Below are 22,015 nucleotides of genomic sequence, written 5' to 3'. Positions count from 1 at the left end.
TTCTACACCTCGGTCGGCGTGGATGCCAGCCGTGCCGATCGGGTCGCTGCTGCGCAGATCGGTGCGACGGTGGCCGGTGCTGCGGCGGGCGCTGCGGCCGGGGCGGTTCCCGGCGCGCTGATCGGCGGCACCATCGGCGGTATCGCCGGGGCTGCGGCCGGTGGTGTGGTGCCGCTGCCGATCCCGGTGCTGCCCGCGGTGACCACCGGCGTGGCCGGGACCGCGGCGGGCGCCGCGATCGGCGCTGCGGTCGGCGCGGTCCCCGGCGCGGTGGTCGGCGGGGTGGCCGGTCTGGCGGCCGGGACCGCCTTCGGTGCCGGGGACGACGAGGGCCAGCCCATCGAGGTGCAGCTGCCGGATGTGCACCAGGAGGCGCTCACCGAGCAGGCCGATGCCACGGTCGAGCAGTGGCGCTCCTCCGGTCCGGTTGGGCAGGCCGCGGCCGACGCCGTGCGCAGCGTCGTGACCACCGCTCCGCAGGTCGATTCGCAGGTCCGCGAGTGGGTGAAGGTCCAGCCCGGTGGCGAAGGTGTCGTCGCGGGAGCGGACACCGTGCTGACCACGTTCTTCGACGGTTCGCTCGGCACTGCCGCCGAGATGATCTCGACCGCGGCCGCGGACGGCATCAACCCGGCCTGACCTGCCCGAACATCTCGCCGGTGGGGGCGGGTAGCTCCGCCCCCACCACCCGACGACGGAGGACACATTGTCGACCGGCAATCGAGGACAACTCTTCCCGGACGTGACCGAGCGGTACGGGCCGGAGCCGACTGCGAGCGACGAACGAGAGACCGGATCGGTGCGCATTCCGATCCCGGACGAGACCCTCGACGCCGCGGGGGTGCCGGCATCGGACCTCCACCCGGTCGATGCGGCCTGCGTCCCCGAACAGCCTGCTACCGACGACGAGTCGGTCATCCAGACCGACCTCGAACCGATCGTCGCTGCCGAACCCGCAGCCGAGATCTACCCGGCCCCGGTCCATCCTGCCGATCACTCAGCCCACGGCCCTGCCGGATACGACGATCAGACCCCGGCCGACGACGAGCACGGCGGGGCCGGATACGGCGATACGGCGACCGAGGTCGACCCCTATGCAGGCGCCCCGGAGTGGGTCCGCGCCCACATTCCCCGTGGCCCGCTGATGATCCCCGAACGCACCCGTGGGGGATTGAAGTCCGCGATCGGCCGTGCCCGACCTGCTCGCCCGACCCCTGCTCGCCCGACCCCTGCCGCAGCTCCGGCTGCGGCTCCGGTCGAGGTCGTCGAGGAGACGACCACCCAGCCGGTCACCGACAGCGCCTCTGCGGCCGCGACCGCCCGCCCCGATCGATCCCGCACCTGGATGCTCGGCGGCGGCGGTGTCGCGGTGCTGGCGGTGGTCTCCGCGGCGGTGGTCACCGCGACGGTCGGCACCACCGACGAACCGCAGGTGCCGCCGCTGCCCTCGCCGACGGCGGTGTCCTCGTCCACCACCTCGACGTCGACGGTCGCGGCTCCGGCGTGGTGCGCCCCGGTCACCGAGCCCGGCCGGGTCGTCGGCAACGGTCCCGGTGGCCGCGATTCCGGCCCTGCGGTGATCCAGGCGTTCGAGTACGCCTACTACGTCGAGCGGGACGGCAAGGCCGTCGCGGAGCTGATGGTCCTGCCGGGCACCGATATTCAGTCGTTCATCGACGCCGTTCCGGTCGGGACCGAGCACTGCGTGAGCGTGCTGCCGACCGAGGACCCGAACCGCTGGTCGGTCGATGTGCTGCTGAAGTTCCCGCCCGTGGGAGACGAAGGCATCCACAAGCAGTGGATCACCACCCTGCCCGCCGACGGCGGGTTGAAGATCGCGAACGTGGAGAACCGATGAACAACGTTGTTGCTTTTCGTCGTAGCCCGACAATCGAGCAGCCCGAAGACCTCTCGGCCATCGTGGTGGCCGGCTCCGGCGCAGCGGCGGCGACCACCACCTGCTTCGGCCTGGCCACCGCCCTGCGCCTGGGCCTGGGCGCCGACGTCGCCGCGATCGACGGCACCTTCGGCGGCGGGAACCTGCTCGACCGGGTCGGCGTCGAACCGATCGACTCGGCGCGGGCGATCCGCCAGCTCGGCTCGCGCATGGCTCTCAGCAGCGCCGGGGCCGTGGTCGTCGGCCACGGCGACGCCACGGACACGGCGCTGGTGGACAGCCTGCTCGCCGACCGGCATCTCGCCCGCATCCACGACGTCGGTACCGCGTTGCGCTCGCGGCGTCTGGCCCCGTTGCTCGAGGCCGGGGCCGCGATCGTGATCGTCGCCCCGCCCCGCTCGGAACCGCTGGCCCGGATGCGCGACGGTCTCGAATGGCTCATCGGCACCTACGGCCACGGCGTGCTTTCGCGCACGGTGGTGTCGATCTCGCACCAGATGCCGCACCGCCTGGTGGATCTGGCCCCGATCCGAGAGCACCTGGCCCCACGGGTCGCCGGATTTGTCGAAGTGCCCTTCGATGCGGCCTTGGCGCGGCCGGGCACCGTCGATCACCGCCGCCTGTCGGCCGGGTCGATCGACGCCTGGACCGACGTGCTCGACGCGTTGGGCCGCATCGAGGCCGGCGACCGCGACACCGATCACCAGGCCGGGGCGGGGGAGCCGGCATGAGCACCCGCGAACGCACCAGCGTCGAGGTGAGGGTCGATCCGTACCCGGTGGCTGCGCCCGGACCGGCGGTGTGGCTGCTCGGTGCGCACGGCGGGGCCGGGGTCTCCACTCTCGCCCGGTACTGGGACTTCGCCGAGGATGCTCGGCATCAGTGGCCGTGCGGTGACGCCCGGGAAGCCGAATCGCCGTGTGTGGTGGTGGTCTGCCGCGAAACCATCCAGGGCCTGTCCAGCGCCCACGACCTGATCCTCGAGCACCGCCACCGCGGGTTGGTGTGCGAGCTGCTCGGCCTGGTCACCGTCGCGAACGCGCCCGGTCAGCCCCCGAAGGAGGTGCGTCAGCTGCGCTCGATCGTCACCGGCGCGGTGGCTGCGCACTGGGCGATCGGCTGGCATCGCTTCCTGGCCTCGGCGGCCCGGTCGAGCCTGCCCACCTGGCGCGCCCTCGACGGCGTGCCGATTCGAACCAAGGGAGCCGTGATCGCAGTTCCCGAGGACGTGATCGCTGCCGGCGTCGGCATCGTCACGGCACTCCAATCCGCCCTGCCGACCTTGTGGTCGGGGCAGTAGCCAGCACCTTCGAGCAAAGGACATTTGCATGTTCCAGACAGTCGTGGACACCGCGATTCTCGCGCAAGGCGCCGTGAATTTCGACATCAACCCGGAGGTGCCGCCGGGCGCGAACGGCCTGCTCAAGCTGCTGAACTGGCTGCTGTGGGGCGTCACGCTCGCGTGCGTGGCCGCCCTGATCTTCTCGGGCGGGAAGTTCGCGTGGGAGAAGTGGCAGCACGGATCCGGGGACTCACCGAAGATGCTCGTCGGTGCCCTCGTCGGCGCGATCGTCGCCATCTCCGCCAACCAGATCCTCAGCGCCGTCACCAGCGCGGCATAAGGCGGGGTCAGCGATGCAGGTGTCCGCACAGGGCGTGGTCAGCCCGCCCCCCGACGTCCTCGACGGGTTCCAGACCCTCCTGGGGTACGCGGCCGGGATCGTCTTTCTCCTGTGTGTGGCCAAGGTGATCTTCGTCGGCGCACGCCTGGCGTGGGACCACAAGCACGGGGCCGGCCTCGAATCCCCCACCGCTGCCGAGTTCCTGGCAGCGAACATCGGCGCGATCCTCGCCGGCGGTGTGGCCGCCACCCTCGCCACGATCCTGCTGGCCACCGCCCAGGGGCCCCAGGCCCACCAGCTCGGAGGCGGCCATTCCCCGACCGTGATCGAGCAGCTCGAACAGATGCAGCAACAGCAGCAACAGCAGCAATCCGGCAACGAGGAGAACGAACGATGATGCGTCGGGGGGCGCGGGCCGCGGTGGTCGCGGTGGCGCTGGTGGCTACCAGCTGCGGGGGATCGGACACAGGCGAGAGCCCGGTGTCGCTGACCGATCCGCCGCAGATCACTCGGTGGGTGACCGTCGGTGGCATCGAGGTGCCGATCGGCACCACCGACGGACCTCGAGGCGGTGAGTGGGAGCCCTTCGCCGGGTTCAGCCACACCCCGCAGGGCGCGGCCCTGGCGGCGATCACCCAGTCGGTGCAGCTGGCCACCGCGTCCGATCGCACCTGGCCGACGATCCTGGCCGGGGTGGCCGCCCCCGGCGAAGGCCGCGACCTGTACGCCGCCCACCGGGCGCTGGTGGAGTTTTCGGGCACCGATCCGGAGATGGTGCCGACCATCGTCGGCTACACCATCGGTGACTACAGCGACACCGCCGCCACCGTCGACGTCGTGCAGCGGTTCTCCGACGACTCGCTCGCCTCGGCGACCACCCAGGTGGTGTGGATCGACGGGGACTGGCGACTGAACCTGCCCAGCGACGATACCGCCGCCACCATCACCGCTCTCGACGGCGTGCCGTCGGAGCTGGTCGATCTCGAGGAGACCCGCAAGTGAACGAGCAGAACACCACCGACTCGACCAACGAGAAGAACACTCCCTCACTCGAATCCGAGAACGAGCGAGCATCGGCGGCGACCAAACTCACCATCGGCTTGGCGGCGGTGGCCGTCATCGTCGTCGTCGGCGTCGTGGTCAGCCTCGTGATGGTCTTCCGAGGTGATGACGCCGAACCGTTGGTCTCTCTCGAGCCGACCACCGGAGGCGCTACCACCTCTCAGGTCGAGGACGGACAGTTCGAACCGGAACCCATCTTCGACAAAGCCAACCGCGTCATCTACGTACCGCTCGAACCCCACGGGGTGATCCTGTCCGACACCCTCACCAGCGGAAACCGGCCCGCCGATCAGGCACCGAGTGGAGTGATGCTCCAACGCATCCACGGCAACATGGACCTGCCGTTCTCGACCTCCGACGGCCCCACCGGATTCACCGACAACGGTGTCGCCACCGGATTCTCCCGCACAGCCCAGGGAGCGGCGTTGGCCGCTGCTCATTACGGCGGTTACTTCGCCTCGGGCGCAGACCGAACGGACATGCTCGTGGAAGCCGGTCTGCTGTCGGACCCGAATGGTGAGGTGGCTAAGGCCAGTCTTGGCATCCCAGACAGTTCGCCGGCCTCGGCGTTGCCGATGGTCAAAGTCCTGTTCAATCCGGACCTGACACTCGTGCAATTCGGACGCCCCGTACAGAAGAGCGACGGTTCGACCGTGATCTCCTACTCGAAACTTCCTCTGGTCTGGCGTGACGGGGCCGGATGGGTTCTCAAGATCGATCCGGTGGGAATGGGAGAGGGCACCGAACCCATCGACGCGGCCGGGTGGTCGTCGTGGTGGTGAAGCACTTACTACGCAGTGCTGTCGTCACGCTCCTGACTCTGTTCGTTGCTCTCTCAGTCGCCACCACGGCATCTGCGCAGGAAACCGACTCGACCGAGGGCACCTCGGGCGGGACAGTCGAGGACTACGTAGACGATTCCGCCCCCAGCGGCACGGAAGTCGTCACCGATCTGGTCGCGTGCGCACTACCCAGTGCTGCTGCGATGTCGGATCTGACCTCATGGGCTAATGACGCTCTCGGAGTCAATCTCCCGACCTGTAAAGAGGGCGTGAGCGGCGCTCTAGATGCAGGGTCTCTCAAAGTCCAGAACAAGCTCGACGAGATAGCTGCGGGCGCGGTCGAGAAGACTGCGTTGTGGATCGGCAATGCGGGTGTCGCGGTGTTGAAGTTCGCGCTGGGATGGTGGATCACCGGCACCGAGATGGACGGGGACACCTTCCAAAAGACCGTGGCCACGGTCAACGACTACACCTTCTACATCCAGGTCGCCGCCTTGTCGTTGTCGCTGATCCTGCTCGGCGGGCGTCTGGCGCTGGCCCGATCGGGGGCGATCCGCGACACCTCGGAAGAGGGCCTGAAACAACTGGCCCGCGCTGCGGTGCTCGCCGGGGGAGCAACGACGATGATCGTGCTCGGCACCCGTCTGGCCGATCAGGTGTCGGCCTGGTTCATGGACAGTGCGGTCGGCTCCGATCCGTCCCGCCTGGCCGAAGCGATGGTGACGATCCAGCTCTATGCGGGTCCGGCCGGTGTCGGTTTGCTGTTCTTGATCGGCCTCATCGGGATGCTCGGCGGGTTGGTGATGGCGTTTTTGATGCTGCTGCGCACCGGCATCCTGGTGCTCATGGCGGCGGCACTGCCCATCGCGGGTGCGGCCGGGGGCACCAAGGTCGGCAGCCAGGCATTCGAGAAGATGCTGGCCTGGACGATCGCGTTCCTGCTGGTCAAACCGGTCGGGGCGTTCGTGATCGGGGTCTCGGCGATCCTGTTCCTCGAGGTCACCCCCACCATCACCGATCCCGAGAACGGGGACGGGTTCATGGCCCTGTCCGGGGTCATCACCTTGTGCGCCGCCGCCCTGGTGCTCCCGGCGCTGATGCGGCTGATCGTCCCGAACGTCGGCGCACTCGGTGGCGGCGGCAGCGGCATGGCAGCCGCGGCCGGTGCGGCGGCGGTCGGCGCGAAGGTCGGCGGGATGCTCGCCACCGGCGGTGCCAGTGGCGCAGCGTCCGGAGCGGCGACCACGTCGTCGACGTCGACGAGCATGGGCACCCCGCCCAGCGGCGCCCAGACCGGCGGCGCACCATCCGGTTTCGGTGCGGCAGGCGGGGGACCGGCCGGCAACCAGCAGGGCACCCCCTCCGGTGGCGGTGCCGGCGCGGCTCCGCAGGGCAACCAGCAGGGCACCCCCAGCGGCGGCGGGAATGGTCAGCCCGGCGGCAACACCTCCGGCACTCCCGGCGGCGGATCCTCCGGTGATGCGGCCGCGGCCGCGGTGGCGTCCGGTGCCGGTCAGCAGTTCCACCGAGGGGGCTTCGAGCAGTGAGCGAGGAGAAGACCTACAACACCTACGGCAACTGGCGCCGGCCTCGGGAGACCGGCCTGCTCGGGGCCACCTTCGGCACCTCGATCGCCGCGATCGCGGCTGCGGCCCTGGTCATCATCACGGGTCTGTTCTTCGGCCTGAAGGTCACCGTGCTGCTGGCGGTCCCGGTGATCGTGTGCTTCATCCCCCTGGTCATCTCCCGCGACGGGCGGTCCGGTTACGAAAGGGCACTGATGCGAGTCCAGTTCTGGCGGGCACGCCGTCGCGGTGAGCACACCTACGCCTCGGGCACGTTCTCCCGCGTTCCCGGGCGTGCGTACCGGCTTCCCGGGGTGCTCGCCGACACCGACCTGTACGAGGGCATCGACTCCGACGGGCGCACCTTCGGGATGATCCACATGCCCAGCCGGGGTGCCTACACGGTCGTGTTCGACGCCTACCCGCAGGGCGCCGAGGCCGTCGATCAGGACGTGATCGATCACTATGTCGGCAACTGGGCGCAGTTCCTGTCCGCGGCGGGGGAGACCTCGGACATCCTCGCGGTGGTCACCACCGTCGAAACCCTGCCCGAGACCGGCATCGAGCTGTACGAGACGGTCCACCAGAACACCCGCGCCGACGCCCCGCCGCTGGCCCGCGACGCGGCCTACCAGCTCGCCACCGGACTGACCACGGGCGGTATCCGCCTGGCAGCCCGCATTGCGATCACCTTCGAGGCCAAGACCACCGAACGCAGGCAGGACCCCTCCGAGCAGGCCGTCGAGCTCGGCCGCCGGCTGCCCGCGCTGACCGCGGCGGCGGCGCGGGCCGGTGTGCCGTGCTCGCCGATGGATGCCGACGAGGTCATGGCGTTCGTGCGCCGCTCCTACGATCCGGCCTCGCTCGTCGATGTCGAGGCCGGCCTGCACTCCGGCGACGGCACCGGCTTGAGCTGGGAGGACTGCGGTCCGCGCACCGCCCTGGAAAGCCCGGACGGCGGCAAGTACGTCCACGACGGCGCGGTGTCGGTGACCTGGGAGATGCGCGAAGCCCCCAAGGGCGCGGTCACCGAACGGGTGCTGCAAAGGTTGCTGGCGCCGAACGATGCGGTGCCGCTCAAGCGGGTGTCGGTGCTCTACCGGCCGCATTCGGCCGGCGATGCCACCGACATCGCCGACCGCGACTACCGCAACGCGATGGCCGAGGCCCACGGCGGCTCGCTCAAGAACGGCTCGATCGCCTCGGCGAAGTCGCAGATCGAGGTCGCCGCCACCTCGCAAGCCCGCATGGAGCAGGCCCGCGGTGCGGGCATGGTGCGCTTCGGGGTGCTCATCACCGTCACCGAACCGGCCGGCAGCGCCGATGTGCCGAAGATCGACGCCCTCATCGAAGACCTCTCGCGCCAGAGCCGGCTGACGATCCGCCGCTCCTGGTGCTGGCAGGCCGCCGCGTTCGCGGCCTGCCTCGGTGTCGGGGTCATCGCCCCGGACCACACCACCATTCCCAGCTTCCTCAGCAACTGACACGCAAAGGGCTATAGGCATGAGTGCACGCAACGCCACGAGATCGTCGCGGCTGCTCACAGCGGAGAAGATCGCCAAGACTCTGCTGTCGGACGACGAGCTCTCCCGCCTCGAAGAGCAGGCCGCCACCGCAACCGGACTCAAGAAGGCATGGAAGAAAAGCCTGGTCACCCGCCAGTACAGTCGCCGGGCGACGGTGGAGCGGTTGACCCGAATCAACACCGACGGCTTCGACCGCCAGGTCGCCGATCTCGACGCCCGCGGGTTCGACGGCCCCGGCGGGGGCCGGATGTCCACGGTGATGCCCCCGGTCGAATACCGCGGCACGAGTGTGCAGGTCGCCGGGATCTATCCGTGGATCGTCGGCGCGAAGGCCCCGCTGCTGGGCACCCCGCTGGGCCGGCACCTGACCACCGGAGCCGCCGTCGGTTTCGATCCGCTCTACGCCTGGAAGATGAAGGCGATCACCGCCCCGTCCTGCTTCATCTGCGCCCTCAACGGCTTCGGCAAATCCACCCTGCTGCGCCGCATCGCCCTCGGCGACATCGCCCGCGGCACGCTCGTGCTCGTGCCCGGCGACGTCAAGCCGGACCTGCGGGTGCTCGCCGAGCAGGTCGGCGGGCAGGTCAGCGAGGTCGGCTACGGCACCGGCGCGATCAACCCGCTGGGCCGCGGCCCGATCGGCGACGCAATCGAACAGCTCCCCGCAGGCTCCCTGGAGCGGGAAAAGGCCGAGTTCGCGCTGCACGCCCGCCAGCTCAACATGATCTGCGCGCTGCTCGAGATCGTCCGCCGCGGCCCGCTGCAGGACTTCGAGGAAACCCTGCTCGCCTCGGCGATCCGGCTGCTCTACGCCCCGGGCTCGACGTTCGACAACAATCATGCGGCCCGGATCGAGGACCTGCTGACGCTGATCGCCTCCGGCCCCGACGAGCTGAGGGACGATGCGGTGGCCGACACCGCCGAGGAATACCGCGGTCAGATCAAACCGCTGCTGCGCTCGCTGCGCGCGTTGGTCAAGGGCCGGTTCGGAGAGACCTTCAACCGGCACAGCACCGTGCGGATCGATATCACCAAGCCGATGGTGGACCTGGACATGTCCTCCGTCCCGCCGGGGGACGAGCTGATGCGGGCCGCCGTGCTGCTCGCCGGGTGGAACGAGGCGTTCGCGGCGGTGGAGGCGGCGCACATCCTGGCCGACAACCAGGTGCCCGGCGCGAAGTCGATCGCGGCGCACATCATCTTGGACGAGGTCTGGCAGGTGATCCAGACCGGCAGCTCGGCGGTGGCCCGCCTGGACGCGGTGCAGCGGTTGCAGCGGTCGATGGGTGTGGCGCTGACGCTGGTCACCCACTCGCTGGCGGACTTCGAGAAGGTCGGCGCGCTGGGCATGATCGAACGCTCCCGCGCCCGGATCATCGGCCCGGTCCCCGAAGCCGAACTCGACCGCCTCGCTCACTTCATGACGTTCTCGCAGGCCGAACGCGCGATGGTCACCGGCTGGGCCAACGACACCACCAACTCGGTGGAGGAGAAGAAGACACTGCGCCAAGCCCGACGCAAGGCGCTGGCCTCGGCTGACGGTGCTCCCGGCGTGGCGGACAGCACGCGCACCGCGGCCGGTGTCGGGCATTTCCTGCTCAAGCTCGGCGAAGGCGCGACACCGGGCACCCCGTTCAAGGTGTGGGTGCCCCAGGCGGAGAAGGACTCCGGGATTCACGACACCGATGCCCGTCTGCGGGCCGCCGACGAGGACCGGGGCACGGAGTTCGCAGCATGAGCCGGCGTGGCCGTCCCGGCCGCCGCCGGTACACCCTGGTCGATGACCTCACCCGTGAGGCCGCGATCGAGGCGGTCCTTCAGCGCATGCAGGCCGGGGACAGCTTCACCGCCGCGACGCGAGCCGCCGCGGCGCAGCTGGAGGTGGCCGAGACGACGGTGCGGGGCTGGGTCAACCGCTCCGGCCGCCGTCCCCGCCGCACCCCGCAGCAAGTCGCCGCCCTGGAGGCGGAGCTGGCGTTGGCGCAGGAGCTGAACCGGGCGTTGGTGCGCAAGCACGCAGCCCTCGCCGAGGATCTGAGTCTGCGGTGACCGACAAGGGGGGCACCGGGCTGATCGCGCTGATCCTGGCGCTTACGCTCATTCCGTTCTTCCTGCTCCTCGTGCTGGTGATGGGGATCCAGGACGAACAAGACCGCGAGAACGGCACGACCTGCCTCGGCCCCGGTTCGGGTGTGGGGTCGGGGGACCGGCTCGCACCGACCGGCTCGTTCCTCAAACCGGTCGATCCCTCCGCCGTCACCCTCACCTCCGGGTTCGGTGAGCGGTGGGGGACCCAGCATCAGGGCATCGACCTGGCCGGCGCCGTCGGCACCCCCATCTACGCCTCCGCGGACGCGGTGGTGCGCCATGCCGGCCCCGCCAGCGGGTTCGGGCAGTGGGTGGTGCTCGACCACACCCGCGGCGGGCAGTTGGTGTCCACCGTGTACGGGCACATCGACACCTACACCGTCGAAGTCGGTGAGCAGGTCCGCGCCGGTCAGCAGATCGCGACCCTCGGCAACCGGGGGGAATCGACCGGACCGCACCTGCACTGGGAACTCTGGCCCGGCGGCTGGGGCACCGAAGCGGTGGATCCGCTGCCGTACTACGAAGCCGCCCCCGCCCCGGGACAGTCCTCGGCCGGGCCGACCACGCCGGTGCCGCCGGCCCCGCCGCGGGGGAATCTGGCGCAGCCGTTGCCGCCGTCGGCCGGCTCCGAGCAGGGCCTGCAGGTCGATGCGAAAAAGGTCGCTCGCGCAGCCCACCTGAAGTTCGGCGACCGGATCGGGGGTATCGGCGGCTGGCGCCCAGGCGGCGGTGACGCCACCGACCACACCGAAGGCCGGGCCATCGATGTGATGATCCCGAACCACCGCTCCGGCGACGGGGTGGCGCTCGGGGACGAGATCACCGACTACATCCTGGCCAACGCGGAGTTCTTCGACGTCGAATACGTGATCTGGCGGCAGACCTACTACCCCGTCGGCGGTGCCCCCAGCCTGATGGAGGACCGCGGCAGCGAAACCCAGAACCACTACGACCACGTGCACATCAGTGTCCGGGGGCAGGGCACCGACGAGAGGTTGGTGTCGTGGGGAGCGCTGCCCGGCGGCCGCGGCAACGCCACCGCCGCGGCCGCCGACTGCCTCATCTCCGGTGAGGGACTGGGCGACCGGCTCGCCGACGGCACGGTGCCGGACGAGTTCGCGCCGTGGCTCGAGCGGGCCGGGTCGATCTGCCCGCAGATCACGCCGTCGTTGCTCGCCGCCCAGCTCGCCGCCGAGAACGGCTTCCGCCACGGCACCGACGCTCCGGTGTCGGTGACCGGGGCGAGGGGACCGGCGCAGTTCATGCCCGGCACGTGGGCGTCCTACGGCCGGGACTACGACGGCGACGGGAAGGTCGATGTGAACAGCATCGGCGATGCGGTCATGGCCCAGGGCCATTACATGTGCACCCTCGCGGCCACCGTCGACGGCGCGATCGCAGACGGGGTGGTCTCCGCACCGAACGGGCGCACCGAGCTGTATCTGGCCGGCTACAACGCCGGCGAAGGCGCGGTCCTGGCCTCCGGGGGCTTCCCGACCGGGCACACCGACTACGTGGTGCAGACCCGCCCCTACGCCGACAAGATCATCGCCGCCGAACCGCAGTACCGGGCGATGAGCAACCAGTGAAAAGAGGTACGCCCGTGAGGATCACACGCATCACCGTCGCGGCGGTGTGCACCGCGGCCGCCGTCGCGTTGGCCGGCTGCGGCAGCGACACCACCCGCGACCAGCACGTTCATGAGGGCAGCGACGACCACCAGGTGATCGAGCCGCTCTCGCCCCAGCAGACGGGCGCCGACCAGACCGCGATCACGGCCATGGGGATGATCCTGTCCTGGCAGCCCGCGATCGACGAGAGCAAGGCCGACGCGCTGATCCGGGCCACGGCGTATCTCGGTGGGGACCTGCTCGCCGTCGCCGAATCCGGCACCCGCGCCGAGGTACGCCCGGACCCGGACTGGCAGCAGTGGGCGGCGTCGAAGGACGCGGTGGCCGCGACCTGTGTGCGGGCCGACTCGACCCCGGCCGCACCGGCCGGGATGCGCACCGTGGTCATCGATCTCACCTGCACCCAGACGGTGCTGCACGCGAGCGGGCGCAGCACCCGCCTGACCGCGCAGACCTGGCGCACCACCACCGTCCGCACCGACGACGGGTGGCGCCTGACCGACTACCGATTCCAGCAGTAGAAGGGGCGCACGACCATGGCACAGACGCGACGCGACCGGCCCCGTACCTCCTCGGGCGCCGACGAGGTGATCCTCACCGCGTTCCCTGCTCTGGTGGTGGTGGCGTATCTGCCGACGATCGCCTACAACACCGGCGGGGGCCACGATCCCACCTGGAATCCGATCGGCCTGCTGTTCGCTCTGGCGCTGGGGGCGACGAGCTGGCCGGCCGGGGCGACGACCGTCCTGATTCTCGAGGTGGTGCTGGTCGCGGCGGTCGCCGGGGCCGGGTGGTGGGCGCTGCGCCGGTTCGGGGTGCTCGAAACGGTCGAGGGCACCCGCTTCGAGAAGCAGATCGATCGTCTCGCCCGCACGATGGTCGATCCGCGGGAGGTCGACGAGGCCGACCCGACGTACCTCGCGGCCAGTACCGACCGGCTCGCCCCGGCGATCCCGACAGACCATCCCGGCTACCTCGGTATCCCCCTCGGTGACACCGTGGTCGGGGGTCGCACCCTGCGGATGACCTGGGAATTCGTGGCGATCGCGTTCGCCGGCGCCCGGATGGGCAAGTCGGCGAGCTTCGCGATCCCGGCGATCTGCCACGCCCCCGGGGCGGCGCTGGTGGCGTCCAACCGGGGTGACGTGTACTCGCACACCGTCGGCCTCCGCCGCCAGAGCGGGCGGGTGTGGGTGTTCGACCTGCAAGGGGTGAGCACCGGTAACCGGCAGCAGCGGGCGAGCTTCTGGTTCGATCCGCTGCGCAATGTCACCGACCTGCCGTCTGCTGCGGCGGTGTGCGGTTACTTCATCTCCGCCGCCACCGATCCCGGTGCCCGAGTCGATGCCTACTTCGACGGCAACGCCCGCGACCTGTTCGCCTCCTACCTGCTCGCCGCCGCCCTGGCCGGCGGGGACATCCGGCACGTGGTCGAGTGGCTGACCCACACCCAATCGCAGATCCCCCCGGCGGTGCTCGAGCAGCACGGCTACCCGGAACTCGCCCGCACGATGCGCGGCAAGCAGGCCGTCAACGCCAAACAGCGCGACGGCTTCTACGACATGGCCCGGCGCTTTTTGTCCCCGCTGGACGAACCTCGCTACGCCGAAGCGGTCCTGCCGAACCGCCGGGTGGTCATCGGCACCGATGGGTCCGGCCAGGTCACCATCAGCGACGGTGAGCACGTCCACGACCTGCCGGAGTTCCTCGCCGACGAGTTCGTCGCCCGCACCGACACGATGTATGCGCTGTCCAAGGACGGTCCCGGCTCGTCCTCGGCGATCTCGAGTGCCCTGGTCGGGCAGATCCTCACCTGCGCCGAGGAATACTCCGAGCAGCAGGACTCCGAACGGATGCCGCTCCCGCTGACGGCGGTGCTCGACGAGGCCGCCAACATCTGCAAGCTCGAAGACCTGCCCCGCTGGTACTCACACTTCGGCGGCCGCGGCATCATCCTCATCACCTTCTTCCAGTCCCCCTCCCAGGGCGAGAAGGTCTGGGGCCGCGAAGCGTTCAAAGCCATGGTCGATGCGTGCAGCGTGATCTGGTACGGCGGCAACGTCGAAGACGACGCATTCCTGTCCGGCCTGGTCGATGCCGTCGGCACCCACTACGTCGACACCGAATCCCGCAGTCGCCCCGCCGGCTTCTTCTCCAGCAGTCAGGCCAGCGTGTCGAGCAGCTGGCAGAAGGAAACCATCTTCGAAAAGCGGGACCTTCGAGCACTGCCGAAAACCCGCGCCCTCGTCACGATCGGTGGCTCCACCCCGATCCTGGTCCGCAAAGCGTTCTGGGGTGGCTCCCCGTTCGCCGAGAAGATCCGCCAGTCCAAGCAGGAAAGCAAGCAGCTCGGCCCCGCCCAGCAAAAAGCCCTGCCCGTCGGGGAATCCGATCGGCCGGTCACCGACCGTTCACCGATGACCTTCGCGGACGGCTTCGAGTACGGAGTACCGGAACAGCCGGCTGCAGGCCGTCGTCCACCGCGACGCGCAGGGGAGGACGACCAGTACGACACGCCGGAACAGGCACCCGTGGCTGACGAGCCGGTCGTGGAGCCCTCCCGCACAGCTGCCCTGTTCACATCCGAGTTCATGTCGAAGGAATAAGCATGGTGAATCTGCCCCGAACGACCGACGATCGATGGGATACCGGCAACGACGCCGGAGACGGAGACGAAGCCGACACGACCGAGCAACCGGCCGTCCCGGAGCCCTCGACGCAGCCTCAGCACACGATCGTCCCGGAGCCCTCGACGCAGCCTCAGCACACGATCGTCCCGGAGTCCTCGCAGCCTGCGACCCATCCGGAGCAGGAGAAGAAGCAGCCGAAGTACACGAACGTCATCGACTGGGTGAACGGATTCTTCCTGCCGGTGATCCGCCGCCGGATCAGCGACAACGACGGTGGATTGTCCTGGGACCCGCGGTGGTGGGCCTACCCGGAGGTCGTCGCCCGCCTGACCGCGCTGCACCAAGCCTGGGAAGAAGCACGGATGTCGGACTCGATGTCCGCGATGTCCTCGTGGTGGATCCAGCACCTCGAACCACATCTGAGGGTCATCCTCGACGGCGACACCGGACCGATGGCCAACGCCAAATCCGATCGCAGCTTCATGGGCTGGCCCGCCATGCCCGCCGACCCGGTTCCGCCCGAGCTGGTCGACAAGATCATCAGCCAGCACGACTAGGAGACAGCAGTGATCCGAGCGACGACACGACGATCCTCGGCCGCGCCGGGCCGGGACGAGGCATTGGAAGGAGTGGCATGAAACTGGCCCTGTCCAAGGGGCCGTCGGCAAGTGGGGGGTCGCGGCAGGTGAGGGTGCCGTCGTCGGCGCGGTCCCGCAGACGGCCTTACCCCCGCTCGGTGGGGACACTCCTCGTTGTCGGCGTGTGACTGCGTGTCGGGGGCTGCAGGTCAGTTCCGATGCGGCCGGTACCGCCGCCAGAGTGCATGGGGCTGTGAGCGAGCGTGTTACTTCCTGCGGGTTTGTTTGGCGACAGTCAGTCCCGTCAGACACAACACTGCCGACGACAGCGCGGTCAGCCACAGTCCCCATCCAACCTGCGCTCCGATGGTCCGGTCGAACACCTCCGTGGTGGCCGAGGTGACGTTCATGATGTTCGGGATGGAGATCACCAGGCAAATGACCCCGGCGCCGACGCCGATCCATCGGTCTCCGATGCGCGAGATTCCGCCGCGGGACAGGATCGAGAACATCGCGATCATGGACACAATGCCCAGGACCAAGGTGACCGCCCCGTCACCGCTGATGCCGTTCTTGGACATGGCCATGAAACTCACCCACGGTCCGATGCTTCCGATCACGATACCCACGCTTGCTGCCAGAGCACCGATCAGATTCGGCATGTAGTTCGTCGTGGACGTCGACGCGGCCGGGGCTGCGGATGGTGCGATCGGATTGCTCGTCGTCGCTATGACCGGGGTCGCTATGACCGGGCCGGTGTTCCCCATGGCGTCCACGGGGCTAGTAGTGCTCGGGGCGGGCGCAGCAGTTGTCTTCTCGGTCCAGTTCCGCCCATCCCACCACCGGAGTTGGGCGGGGGTTGCGGGGTCCGGATACCAACCGGGAGTGGGATTCATCAGGCATCGATCTTTCGTTCTGGTTTTGTACGCAGATCGTGCGCGAGTTACCTCACCGTTACGTCCGTAACCAGGCGTAACGGACACCCGAGGCGATGAGCACGGTCCGACTACCCCCTATCGGGACGGGAACAGGTCAGTACGAGAGTGTCGCTTCCTGGCTGTGTTCGACACCATTGTCGGGAACGAACGCGGTCTCGTTGGTGTGGTCGGGTCGTCGTTCGGTGTTGAGCATCTCGGTCACCGACCGGGGGTGGCTGCTCATCGCAGCACCGATCGCATCGAGCAGTTCCTGACTGAGCTGGTTCAGATTGACGGGTGACAGGGGAGGGGCGACTTCGTCGTCACCGTTGATCGGGCCGACCGCGGTGGCCAGACCTCGGCCGGCGGACTCGAGCACCGCTCCGATCTTGCCCAGATCCCCGCGGTTCGTGGGTGCGGGTTCTTCGACCCGTTCGAGCTGGTCGGATACATCCGCTTCGTGGCCTTCGACCACCGGTTCGGTGCGTGTATCAGGGCCGCTGAACGCGGGCGAACTGTCCGCGGCCTTGTCGAAGTTCATCTCTACGGTGTCGGCGTCGGCGGCGCGGGCGAAGGATTCGGTCACCGATTCCGGCACTTCCGAGGCCCGTTCAACCGAGAGGTGCTGTTCGGACAGTTCGGCGAGCTTGTCGAACGACGGCACACTCCTGGCGGCGACGTAACTCAACGCGAGAGCTGCGGCTGCGTCGAAGGCTCGATTGTCGCTGTCCCGGTCGGCGGCTTCTTTCTCGGCCATGCGCCGCTGGATCTCCTCCGGGGGCATCTGCACCTGTACATACCGCTGCTGTTCTTGGCGGTACTGCTGTGCTCGCAGCGCTTCGAGTCGCGCAGCATTCTCCTGCGCCAACTGCTCCCACCTGCGGGTGTTCTGCGACTGCGCGCCCAGGTGTCGAGTGGTGGCTGCCGCTGCCAGAACCTGGATGGTGGTCTGCTGCGCGGGCTGTCCACGGAACGCACCGAGAACGTCGCGCATCGACTTCGGTGTGGGTGCCGGCCGGCCCTGAGCGCGTCGATTCTCCGCTGCACGGAGAAAACCCACGAGGTCGACAACGTCCTGGGTGGCCTGCGCCCTGGCCGGCCTGCGCTGCGGCACCGCCGGCACACCGGCCGGGGCCGCGGTCTCCGAGGACGGCGGAATCGAGGCGTCGGTGGGGTGGGCCGACCGTCCGCGGTTGCGCAGAAACCGTCGCTTCTGGTCGTTGTCCGCCATCGTTGTTCTCCTTGTGCCATTCGGGGTCGGGGGTCGTAGCCGGCGGGCTTACAGTTCCCGTTCTGGACCGGTGTCGTGTTCGAGCGGGTCGCGGTCGATAGGGGCGTTCGCCGACGAGTCCGCCTGGGTCTGTCGCGTCGGGTTGCCGGTGGTGTAGTCGGTTCCGCCGGCGTTGCGGCGGGCGAGTTCGGCGTCGATCTGACCGAGGATGGTGCGTTCGGTGGCAATCGATTCTTCGAGTCGGGTGATGCGGTCGGTGATCCGGCCGAGGGCCTGGTCGTCGGTGGCGCGGGCGCGGGCCTTGGCAGCTTCGGCAGCCCGGTAGTGCTGGGCGCCGCGTTCGATCACGGCCCAGCGACGCTCGAGTGGTGCCACCTGTTCGGCTGCGGCCACGGCGGCGCGAGCGGCATCGATCTGCTGTTCGGTGGCCTGCGGGGAACGAGTCAGCGCGTCGAGGCGGGCGCGGGCAGCACGCACCGCCGCGATGTTGCGTTCGTCGATCTCGACCTGCGCCAGGGACCGCTCGACGGCTCCGAGAGCGGACGCCTCGCCTCGTGCCCGGTCGAGCTCGTCCTTCGCTAACGACAGCAACATCGCGTCTTCGGTGAGCCGGCCCCGGCTGAGCGCCCGTGCCGAATTCAGTTCGGCGTCGGTGTAGCGGGCGTACGGACCGACCACCTCGTCGGTGGCCGGGGCGGGCCGGTTCAGTCGCTCGATGTTCGCCGCGATCGTCGTCTTGCGTGCCTCACGCAGATACGCCATCGGGTCGTTCTCGTCGACGGGGGCGTCGGCCAGCACCCGCGAGATCGCGATCTCCCGCACCGTGGACTCCCACAGTCGCACCCGACGAGGGTCCGTTCCCCGCTGGCCGACGGCGACGATCCACGGGGCGCTACGTTCGAGTGCGGCGGTGGTGTAGGAGTCGATGAACGCGTGCATCTGCTGCTCGCACGAGCGGGCGTAGGCGGCGAGGATCGGATCGGTGTCGGCCGCGGCCTCGGTCAGCGCGGGCACGCGGTAGGCGGCCACCGCGTCGGTGCGGCGGCGCGGCAGCCGCGCTCCGTCCTCGGCATCGATGCGCTCTTTCAGGGCGCGGGCGATGACCCGGCCGGGGGAGTTGCGGTCGGTGTCGATCCGCCCGGCCTTGCCTTCGGCGCTCATCACCGACGCTGCCTGGCGCAGCAGGGCCTCGGTGTCCCAGCCGAACGTTTCCGACCGGGCGACGTAGGTGACGATCTGATCCCACCCGCCGAGGCCGTGCACCCAGCCGAACTGCTCGTCGGTGAGAATCCGGCTGAGCAGCTGTTCGGTGTAGTCCTCGTACAGCTCCCCGAGGGCCAGCATGTAGCTGTTGGTGATCGTCGACCAGGACGCGGCCTTGCGCTGTTCGTCCTCGATCATCTGATGCACGGTGCGCTGCGAGCCGTCGCGAGCGATGATCTTCGCCAGCAACCCCATCGCACCGGGATGCTCGTCGGGGTGATGTTCGAAGTCCCAGTCGGGCAGCTCGTCGTGGGCGGCGTAGACGATGTTGGTGTGCTTGCCGCGGCTGAGCGCCACGTACAGCGACTGGCGATCCATGTTCGCCCCGGCGAGCACGTGGCAGCTTCCCACCGTCATGCCCTGCGAGCGGTGCACGGTGGTCGCGTAGCCGAGTTGCACGTTGTCGGTGATGTAGTCGGCGGCGACGGTGACCTGCCCGCCGCTGATGTTGTTGCGCAGCCGCAGCGAGCCGTCGGCGCCGATTGCGGCCACGGTCCACAGGTCGCCGTTCTTCACCCGACCGGCCTTCTTGCCGTCGGAGTCCTTCACGACGTACTTGGAATTGTTCTTCCGTGTGACCACCACGTCCCCGACCGCGGCCTCGAGACCGTCCGCGAGGACGATGCCGGGGCCGGTGACGGTGCCGCCTGCGCGGTAGTAGGCGGCGGCCTTCTCGTTGAGCTGGCGCACCAGATCGTTGGTCGGGGCGACCATCAACGCGACCTGGCCGGCCTCGACATCGGCGACGTAGGCGTCGAAGACCAGATCGGCCAGCTCGTGCGCCATGCCCTGCCGGATGCGATTGTTCTGCTCGTACCACTCGAGCACCGTCACATCGCCCTTGCGCAATTGCAGGCTCGCCTCGGCCTCACCAACGGTGGCGAAACGGTGGACCTTGCGCAGGAACGGGGCGTTGGTGCGATCGGCCAGATCCCGCAACACACCACCGGCCTCGACGGAGGCGAGCTGCTGCGGATCGCCCAGCAAACGCACCACCGCCCCGGCGTCGGTGGCGATGCGCGTCAGGTCCGCCAGGTCGCGGGCCGAGGCCATGCCCGCCTCGTCCACCAGCAGAAGATCACCCCTGCCGATGCCGGTCGGGATGCCGACGCGGTGGCGGGTGAGCACGTCGGCGATGGTGCGTCCCTCCACCGAAATTTCCTCACCGAGCACTTCGGCGGCCCGGGCCGACGGCCCCAGGGCGAGGACGTTTCCGTTGACCGCTTCCCAGGCGCGGGCGATCACGGTGGCCGCGGTGGTCTTGCCGGCGCCGGCCGCCCCGACCGCCACGGCCACACGCGTGCGGGCGGTGAGGAAGTGGGTGATCATCGCGAGCTGATCGGCACCGAGCTCGTGCCCGTTCGCCTGCTCGATCCGGCGCAACGTGCGGCGGATGATCCGGTCATCCACGGTGTGTTCGTCGCCGGTGTCGGCCTGCTGGCGCATGAAGTCCTCGGCGTCGAGAACCGATTGAGCGGTGTAGCGCATCTGCGCGCGATCGACCAGCAGACTGCGCCGCCGCCCCCGCTCGATGCGGTCGCTGATCCGCTCGGGCAGGTGGTATTCCTCGACGTCGATGGGCAGGCAGTAGTCGCGCAGGGCGAGTTCGAGTGCATCATCGTGAATGGCGCGCAGCTGCTCGTCGTCGGCGAAACTGAACTCTCGCAGTCGTCTCTCGATCTCGGCGGTCACCGAGAACACCGTCCACGACCCGACCTTGTGCGAGAGCGTCTCGACGACCTCGTCGACGAGGGCCGGCACCTGTTGCGGAGTCAACACCGGTCGGCGGTCACGTTCACCGCGGACAGATTCGACTAGCTCTGCGGGATTGTTCCCGGCGAGAATCGCCTCGGCCCGCTCACGCCATTCGGCCCGCAACTCGGCCAGGGAACGTGGGGGATTCTTCGCGTTGCGGGTGTCGAGGGTGGCCTGTTGCGCGTGGGCGTACTGCACCTTCTTCGGTGGATTCTTGCCGTAGCGGGTCTTGTAGTCGCGGGCCAGTTCTTCCTGGCGTGCCTCGATCGCGGCGCGGCGGGAGAACTCCTCGATCAGGGACGGTGGGATGCCGTCGACCTCGTAGACCGGTTGCTTGCCGACCGGTGTATCCGCTCTCGGGGCGAAGGTGACACCGAGCGTGCGGGCCACCAGATCGGCCACGCGGGTGTTGTACTTCTCCGACGCCGCGACGTTCGCCTTGTAGAGAATCGACCCGTCGATGGTGGTCCATCGGCCTTCGGCATAGACACGATTGAGCACCGCGCTGTGGGTGTGCAGGTTCGGGTCCGCAGCGCGATTGTCGAAGTGATCGAACCGGGCGATCAACAGCCCTTCGGCCTTGACCTTGCGCTCACCGCCCTTCCCGCGGCGGGTGTAGATCACCTGATCTTCGATCCACTCCAACGCTTCGTCCACGGCCTGCTTGTGCGCTTCTTCGACCGCGGCCTTGACCTGCGCGTCGCCGAGGCCCCACAGCAACGAGATGGACTTCATCGGGGTGAACACCAGGTCGTAGCCGGCCACCGGCTGACGCGCCTTGTTGTACTGCTCGGTGATGAACTGCCACACCTGTTCGTCGCTGAGCAGGTCCGCCTTCTCACCGTTTTCGCGGCCTAGGTGCTTGCGGGCGGTGGCGAACTGGATGTCCTTCTTCGCCTCGGTGGTCGGGTACTCGCCGTGCTGCGCCTTGTACGCGCTGCACAGGTCCTCGACGTCGTTGACGTACTCCTGGCTGTTCTCGAACCACGAAAACGCCCGCCCGAGGGCGGTCTCCCTGGACCAGTTCAGGTGCACTTCGGCCGACGCTCCGGGGCCGGGCCTGGTGTCCAAGGCGTTCGGGGTGCGGGCCGCACCGAACACCGACCGCATCGCAGATTCGGTGACCTCGGTGCCGACCTCGACACCGACCTTCTCGGCCAATTTGCCGCACCAGATGCCGGGCGGAGTGCCCTTCGCGACGTAGTAATCGACCGCATCGGGCTTGCGGGACTCGGTGGCGTCGCCCTTGGCGACATGCTTGGTGAGATAGACATAGCCGTCCCCAGCATTGAGCTTGTGGACGGTCATCACGGCGCCGATTATGCCACGTCGCACCTTTAGTGCATAAGGTGTGTAGAGCTCTTTTTGGCGAACGGAGTTCGGTCCGAGGTCTGACAGGACCTCGATGGTCCTGTCAGACCTCGGAGCTGCGTATGTTGGGCGAGTGGGCGTCAATCTTTGCCGGTGT

Annotated in this window: 18 protein-coding genes and 2 pseudogenes; 16 read left to right on the top strand and 4 right to left on the bottom strand. The window is 68.8% G+C overall.

Features of this window, described 5'->3' with window-relative positions; translation table 11 throughout:
* The 16 genes and pseudogenes from RZ1_RS13445 to RZ1_RS13370 form a co-directional block, all read left to right on the top strand.
* A pseudogene (locus tag RZ1_RS13445) lies at positions 1–639 on the top strand (insoluble domain protein); the annotation flags it as partial.
* Between the two features lie 103 nt (positions 640–742).
* On the top strand, positions 743–1,858 hold the full coding sequence (locus RZ1_RS13440; protein WP_072812546.1) for a DUF8176 domain-containing protein: 1,116 nt from the start codon (positions 743–745) through the stop codon (positions 1,856–1,858).
* On the top strand, positions 1,855–2,628 hold the full coding sequence (locus tag RZ1_RS13435) for a hypothetical protein (protein WP_072812545.1): 774 nt from the start codon (positions 1,855–1,857) through the stop codon (positions 2,626–2,628). The genes RZ1_RS13440 and RZ1_RS13435 overlap by 4 nt, the downstream gene beginning before the upstream one ends.
* Entirely contained in the window at positions 2,625–3,197 is a 573-nt protein-coding gene (locus RZ1_RS13430; RefSeq protein ID WP_072812544.1) for a hypothetical protein, read from the top strand. The genes RZ1_RS13435 and RZ1_RS13430 overlap by 4 nt, the downstream gene beginning before the upstream one ends.
* A 28-nt stretch (positions 3,198–3,225) precedes the next feature.
* Positions 3,226–3,519, top strand: a complete 294-nt coding sequence (locus tag RZ1_RS13425) for a hypothetical protein (RefSeq protein WP_072812542.1) — start codon at positions 3,226–3,228, stop codon at positions 3,517–3,519.
* Positions 3,520–3,532: 13 nt separating this feature from the next.
* Complete coding sequence (locus RZ1_RS13420) at positions 3,533–3,916, top strand: hypothetical protein (protein ID WP_072812541.1); 384 nt, start codon at positions 3,533–3,535, stop codon at positions 3,914–3,916.
* Positions 3,913–4,521: a DUF8175 domain-containg protein gene (locus tag RZ1_RS13415; protein ID WP_083583674.1), complete on the top strand. Its 609-nt coding sequence runs from the start codon at positions 3,913–3,915 to the stop codon at positions 4,519–4,521. The genes RZ1_RS13420 and RZ1_RS13415 overlap by 4 nt, the downstream gene beginning before the upstream one ends.
* Positions 4,518–5,363, top strand: a complete 846-nt coding sequence (locus RZ1_RS13410; RefSeq protein ID WP_072812536.1) for a DUF8175 domain-containg protein — start codon at positions 4,518–4,520, stop codon at positions 5,361–5,363. The genes RZ1_RS13415 and RZ1_RS13410 overlap by 4 nt, the downstream gene beginning before the upstream one ends.
* 269 nt (positions 5,364–5,632) lie before the next feature.
* Positions 5,633–6,910 carry a hypothetical protein gene (locus RZ1_RS13405; RefSeq protein WP_244899330.1) on the top strand — a complete coding sequence of 426 codons (1,278 nt, stop codon included), beginning with the start codon at positions 5,633–5,635 and terminating at the stop codon, positions 6,908–6,910.
* Positions 6,907–8,412 carry an SCO6880 family protein gene (locus tag RZ1_RS13400; protein ID WP_072812534.1) on the top strand — a complete coding sequence of 502 codons (1,506 nt, stop codon included), beginning with the start codon at positions 6,907–6,909 and terminating at the stop codon, positions 8,410–8,412. Before RZ1_RS13405 ends, RZ1_RS13400 begins: the two co-directional genes overlap by 4 nt.
* Before the next feature lie 19 nt (positions 8,413–8,431).
* A complete protein-coding gene (locus RZ1_RS13395) occupies positions 8,432–10,192 on the top strand; it encodes a putative type IV secretion/conjugal transfer ATPase (RefSeq protein WP_072812532.1) in 1,761 nt (586 codons plus the stop codon).
* Positions 10,189–10,503, top strand: coding sequence for a hypothetical protein (locus RZ1_RS13390; RefSeq protein WP_072812530.1), 315 nt, complete (start codon positions 10,189–10,191; stop codon positions 10,501–10,503). The genes RZ1_RS13395 and RZ1_RS13390 overlap by 4 nt, the downstream gene beginning before the upstream one ends.
* Positions 10,500–12,131 carry a M23 family metallopeptidase gene (locus tag RZ1_RS13385; protein WP_072812529.1) on the top strand — a complete coding sequence of 544 codons (1,632 nt, stop codon included), beginning with the start codon at positions 10,500–10,502 and terminating at the stop codon, positions 12,129–12,131. Before RZ1_RS13390 ends, RZ1_RS13385 begins: the two co-directional genes overlap by 4 nt.
* Before the next feature lie 14 nt (positions 12,132–12,145).
* Positions 12,146–12,694, top strand: coding sequence for a hypothetical protein (locus RZ1_RS13380; RefSeq protein WP_072812527.1), 549 nt, complete (start codon positions 12,146–12,148; stop codon positions 12,692–12,694).
* Between the two features lie 15 nt (positions 12,695–12,709).
* A complete protein-coding gene (locus tag RZ1_RS13375) occupies positions 12,710–14,779 on the top strand; it encodes a type IV secretory system conjugative DNA transfer family protein (RefSeq protein ID WP_072812525.1) in 2,070 nt (689 codons plus the stop codon).
* 2 nt (positions 14,780–14,781) lie between these two features.
* A complete protein-coding gene (locus RZ1_RS13370; RefSeq protein ID WP_072812523.1) occupies positions 14,782–15,360 on the top strand; it encodes a DUF4913 domain-containing protein in 579 nt (192 codons plus the stop codon).
* A 287-nt stretch (positions 15,361–15,647) separates the two neighbouring features.
* Here RZ1_RS13370 and RZ1_RS30945 read toward each other — a convergent pair whose 3' ends face one another.
* The 4 genes and pseudogenes from RZ1_RS30945 to mobF form a co-directional block, all read right to left on the bottom strand.
* A complete protein-coding gene (locus tag RZ1_RS30945; protein ID WP_238072146.1) occupies positions 15,648–16,148 on the bottom strand; it encodes a hypothetical protein in 501 nt (166 codons plus the stop codon).
* A 33-nt stretch (positions 16,149–16,181) separates the two neighbouring features.
* A pseudogene (locus RZ1_RS31860) lies at positions 16,182–16,277 on the bottom strand (DUF2510 domain-containing protein); the annotation flags it as partial.
* A gap of 136 nt (positions 16,278–16,413) precedes the next feature.
* Positions 16,414–17,529 carry a hypothetical protein gene (locus tag RZ1_RS13355; RefSeq protein WP_072812521.1) on the bottom strand — a complete coding sequence of 372 codons (1,116 nt, stop codon included), beginning with the start codon at positions 17,527–17,529 and terminating at the stop codon, positions 16,414–16,416.
* 48 nt (positions 17,530–17,577) lie between these two features.
* Positions 17,578–21,855: a MobF family relaxase gene (gene mobF, locus RZ1_RS13350; protein WP_083583673.1), complete on the bottom strand. Its 4,278-nt coding sequence runs from the start codon at positions 21,853–21,855 to the stop codon at positions 17,578–17,580.
* Positions 21,856–22,015 lie beyond the last annotated feature (160 nt).

Source organism: Rhodococcus zopfii NBRC 100606 = JCM 9919 (assembly GCF_001895025.1).
GTDB lineage: Bacteria > Actinomycetota > Actinomycetes > Mycobacteriales > Mycobacteriaceae > Rhodococcus > Rhodococcus zopfii.
This window is presented reverse-complemented; position numbering and strand designations above follow the sequence as displayed.

What these genes read in the sequence shown, in the direction of transcription:
- RZ1_RS13355 (WP_072812521.1), bottom strand. Translation starts at nt 17,529, where the DNA reads ATGGCGGACAACGACCAGAAGCGACGGTTTCTGCGCAACCGCGGACGG.
- RZ1_RS13390 (WP_072812530.1), top strand. Translation starts at nt 10,189, where the DNA reads ATGAGCCGGCGTGGCCGTCCCGGCCGCCGCCGGTACACCCTGGTCGAT.
- RZ1_RS30945 (WP_238072146.1), bottom strand. Translation starts at nt 16,148, where the DNA reads ATGGGGAACACCGGCCCGGTCATAGCGACCCCGGTCATAGCGACGACG.
- mobF (WP_083583673.1), bottom strand. Translation starts at nt 21,855, where the DNA reads ATGACCGTCCACAAGCTCAATGCTGGGGACGGCTATGTCTATCTCACC.
- RZ1_RS13415 (WP_083583674.1), top strand. Translation starts at nt 3,913, where the DNA reads ATGATGCGTCGGGGGGCGCGGGCCGCGGTGGTCGCGGTGGCGCTGGTG.
- RZ1_RS13425 (WP_072812542.1), top strand. Translation starts at nt 3,226, where the DNA reads ATGTTCCAGACAGTCGTGGACACCGCGATTCTCGCGCAAGGCGCCGTG.
- RZ1_RS13395 (WP_072812532.1), top strand. Translation starts at nt 8,432, where the DNA reads ATGAGTGCACGCAACGCCACGAGATCGTCGCGGCTGCTCACAGCGGAG.
- RZ1_RS13370 (WP_072812523.1), top strand. Translation starts at nt 14,782, where the DNA reads ATGGTGAATCTGCCCCGAACGACCGACGATCGATGGGATACCGGCAAC.
- RZ1_RS13435 (WP_072812545.1), top strand. Translation starts at nt 1,855, where the DNA reads ATGAACAACGTTGTTGCTTTTCGTCGTAGCCCGACAATCGAGCAGCCC.
- RZ1_RS13375 (WP_072812525.1), top strand. Translation starts at nt 12,710, where the DNA reads ATGGCACAGACGCGACGCGACCGGCCCCGTACCTCCTCGGGCGCCGAC.
- RZ1_RS13420 (WP_072812541.1), top strand. Translation starts at nt 3,533, where the DNA reads ATGCAGGTGTCCGCACAGGGCGTGGTCAGCCCGCCCCCCGACGTCCTC.
- RZ1_RS13430 (WP_072812544.1), top strand. Translation starts at nt 2,625, where the DNA reads ATGAGCACCCGCGAACGCACCAGCGTCGAGGTGAGGGTCGATCCGTAC.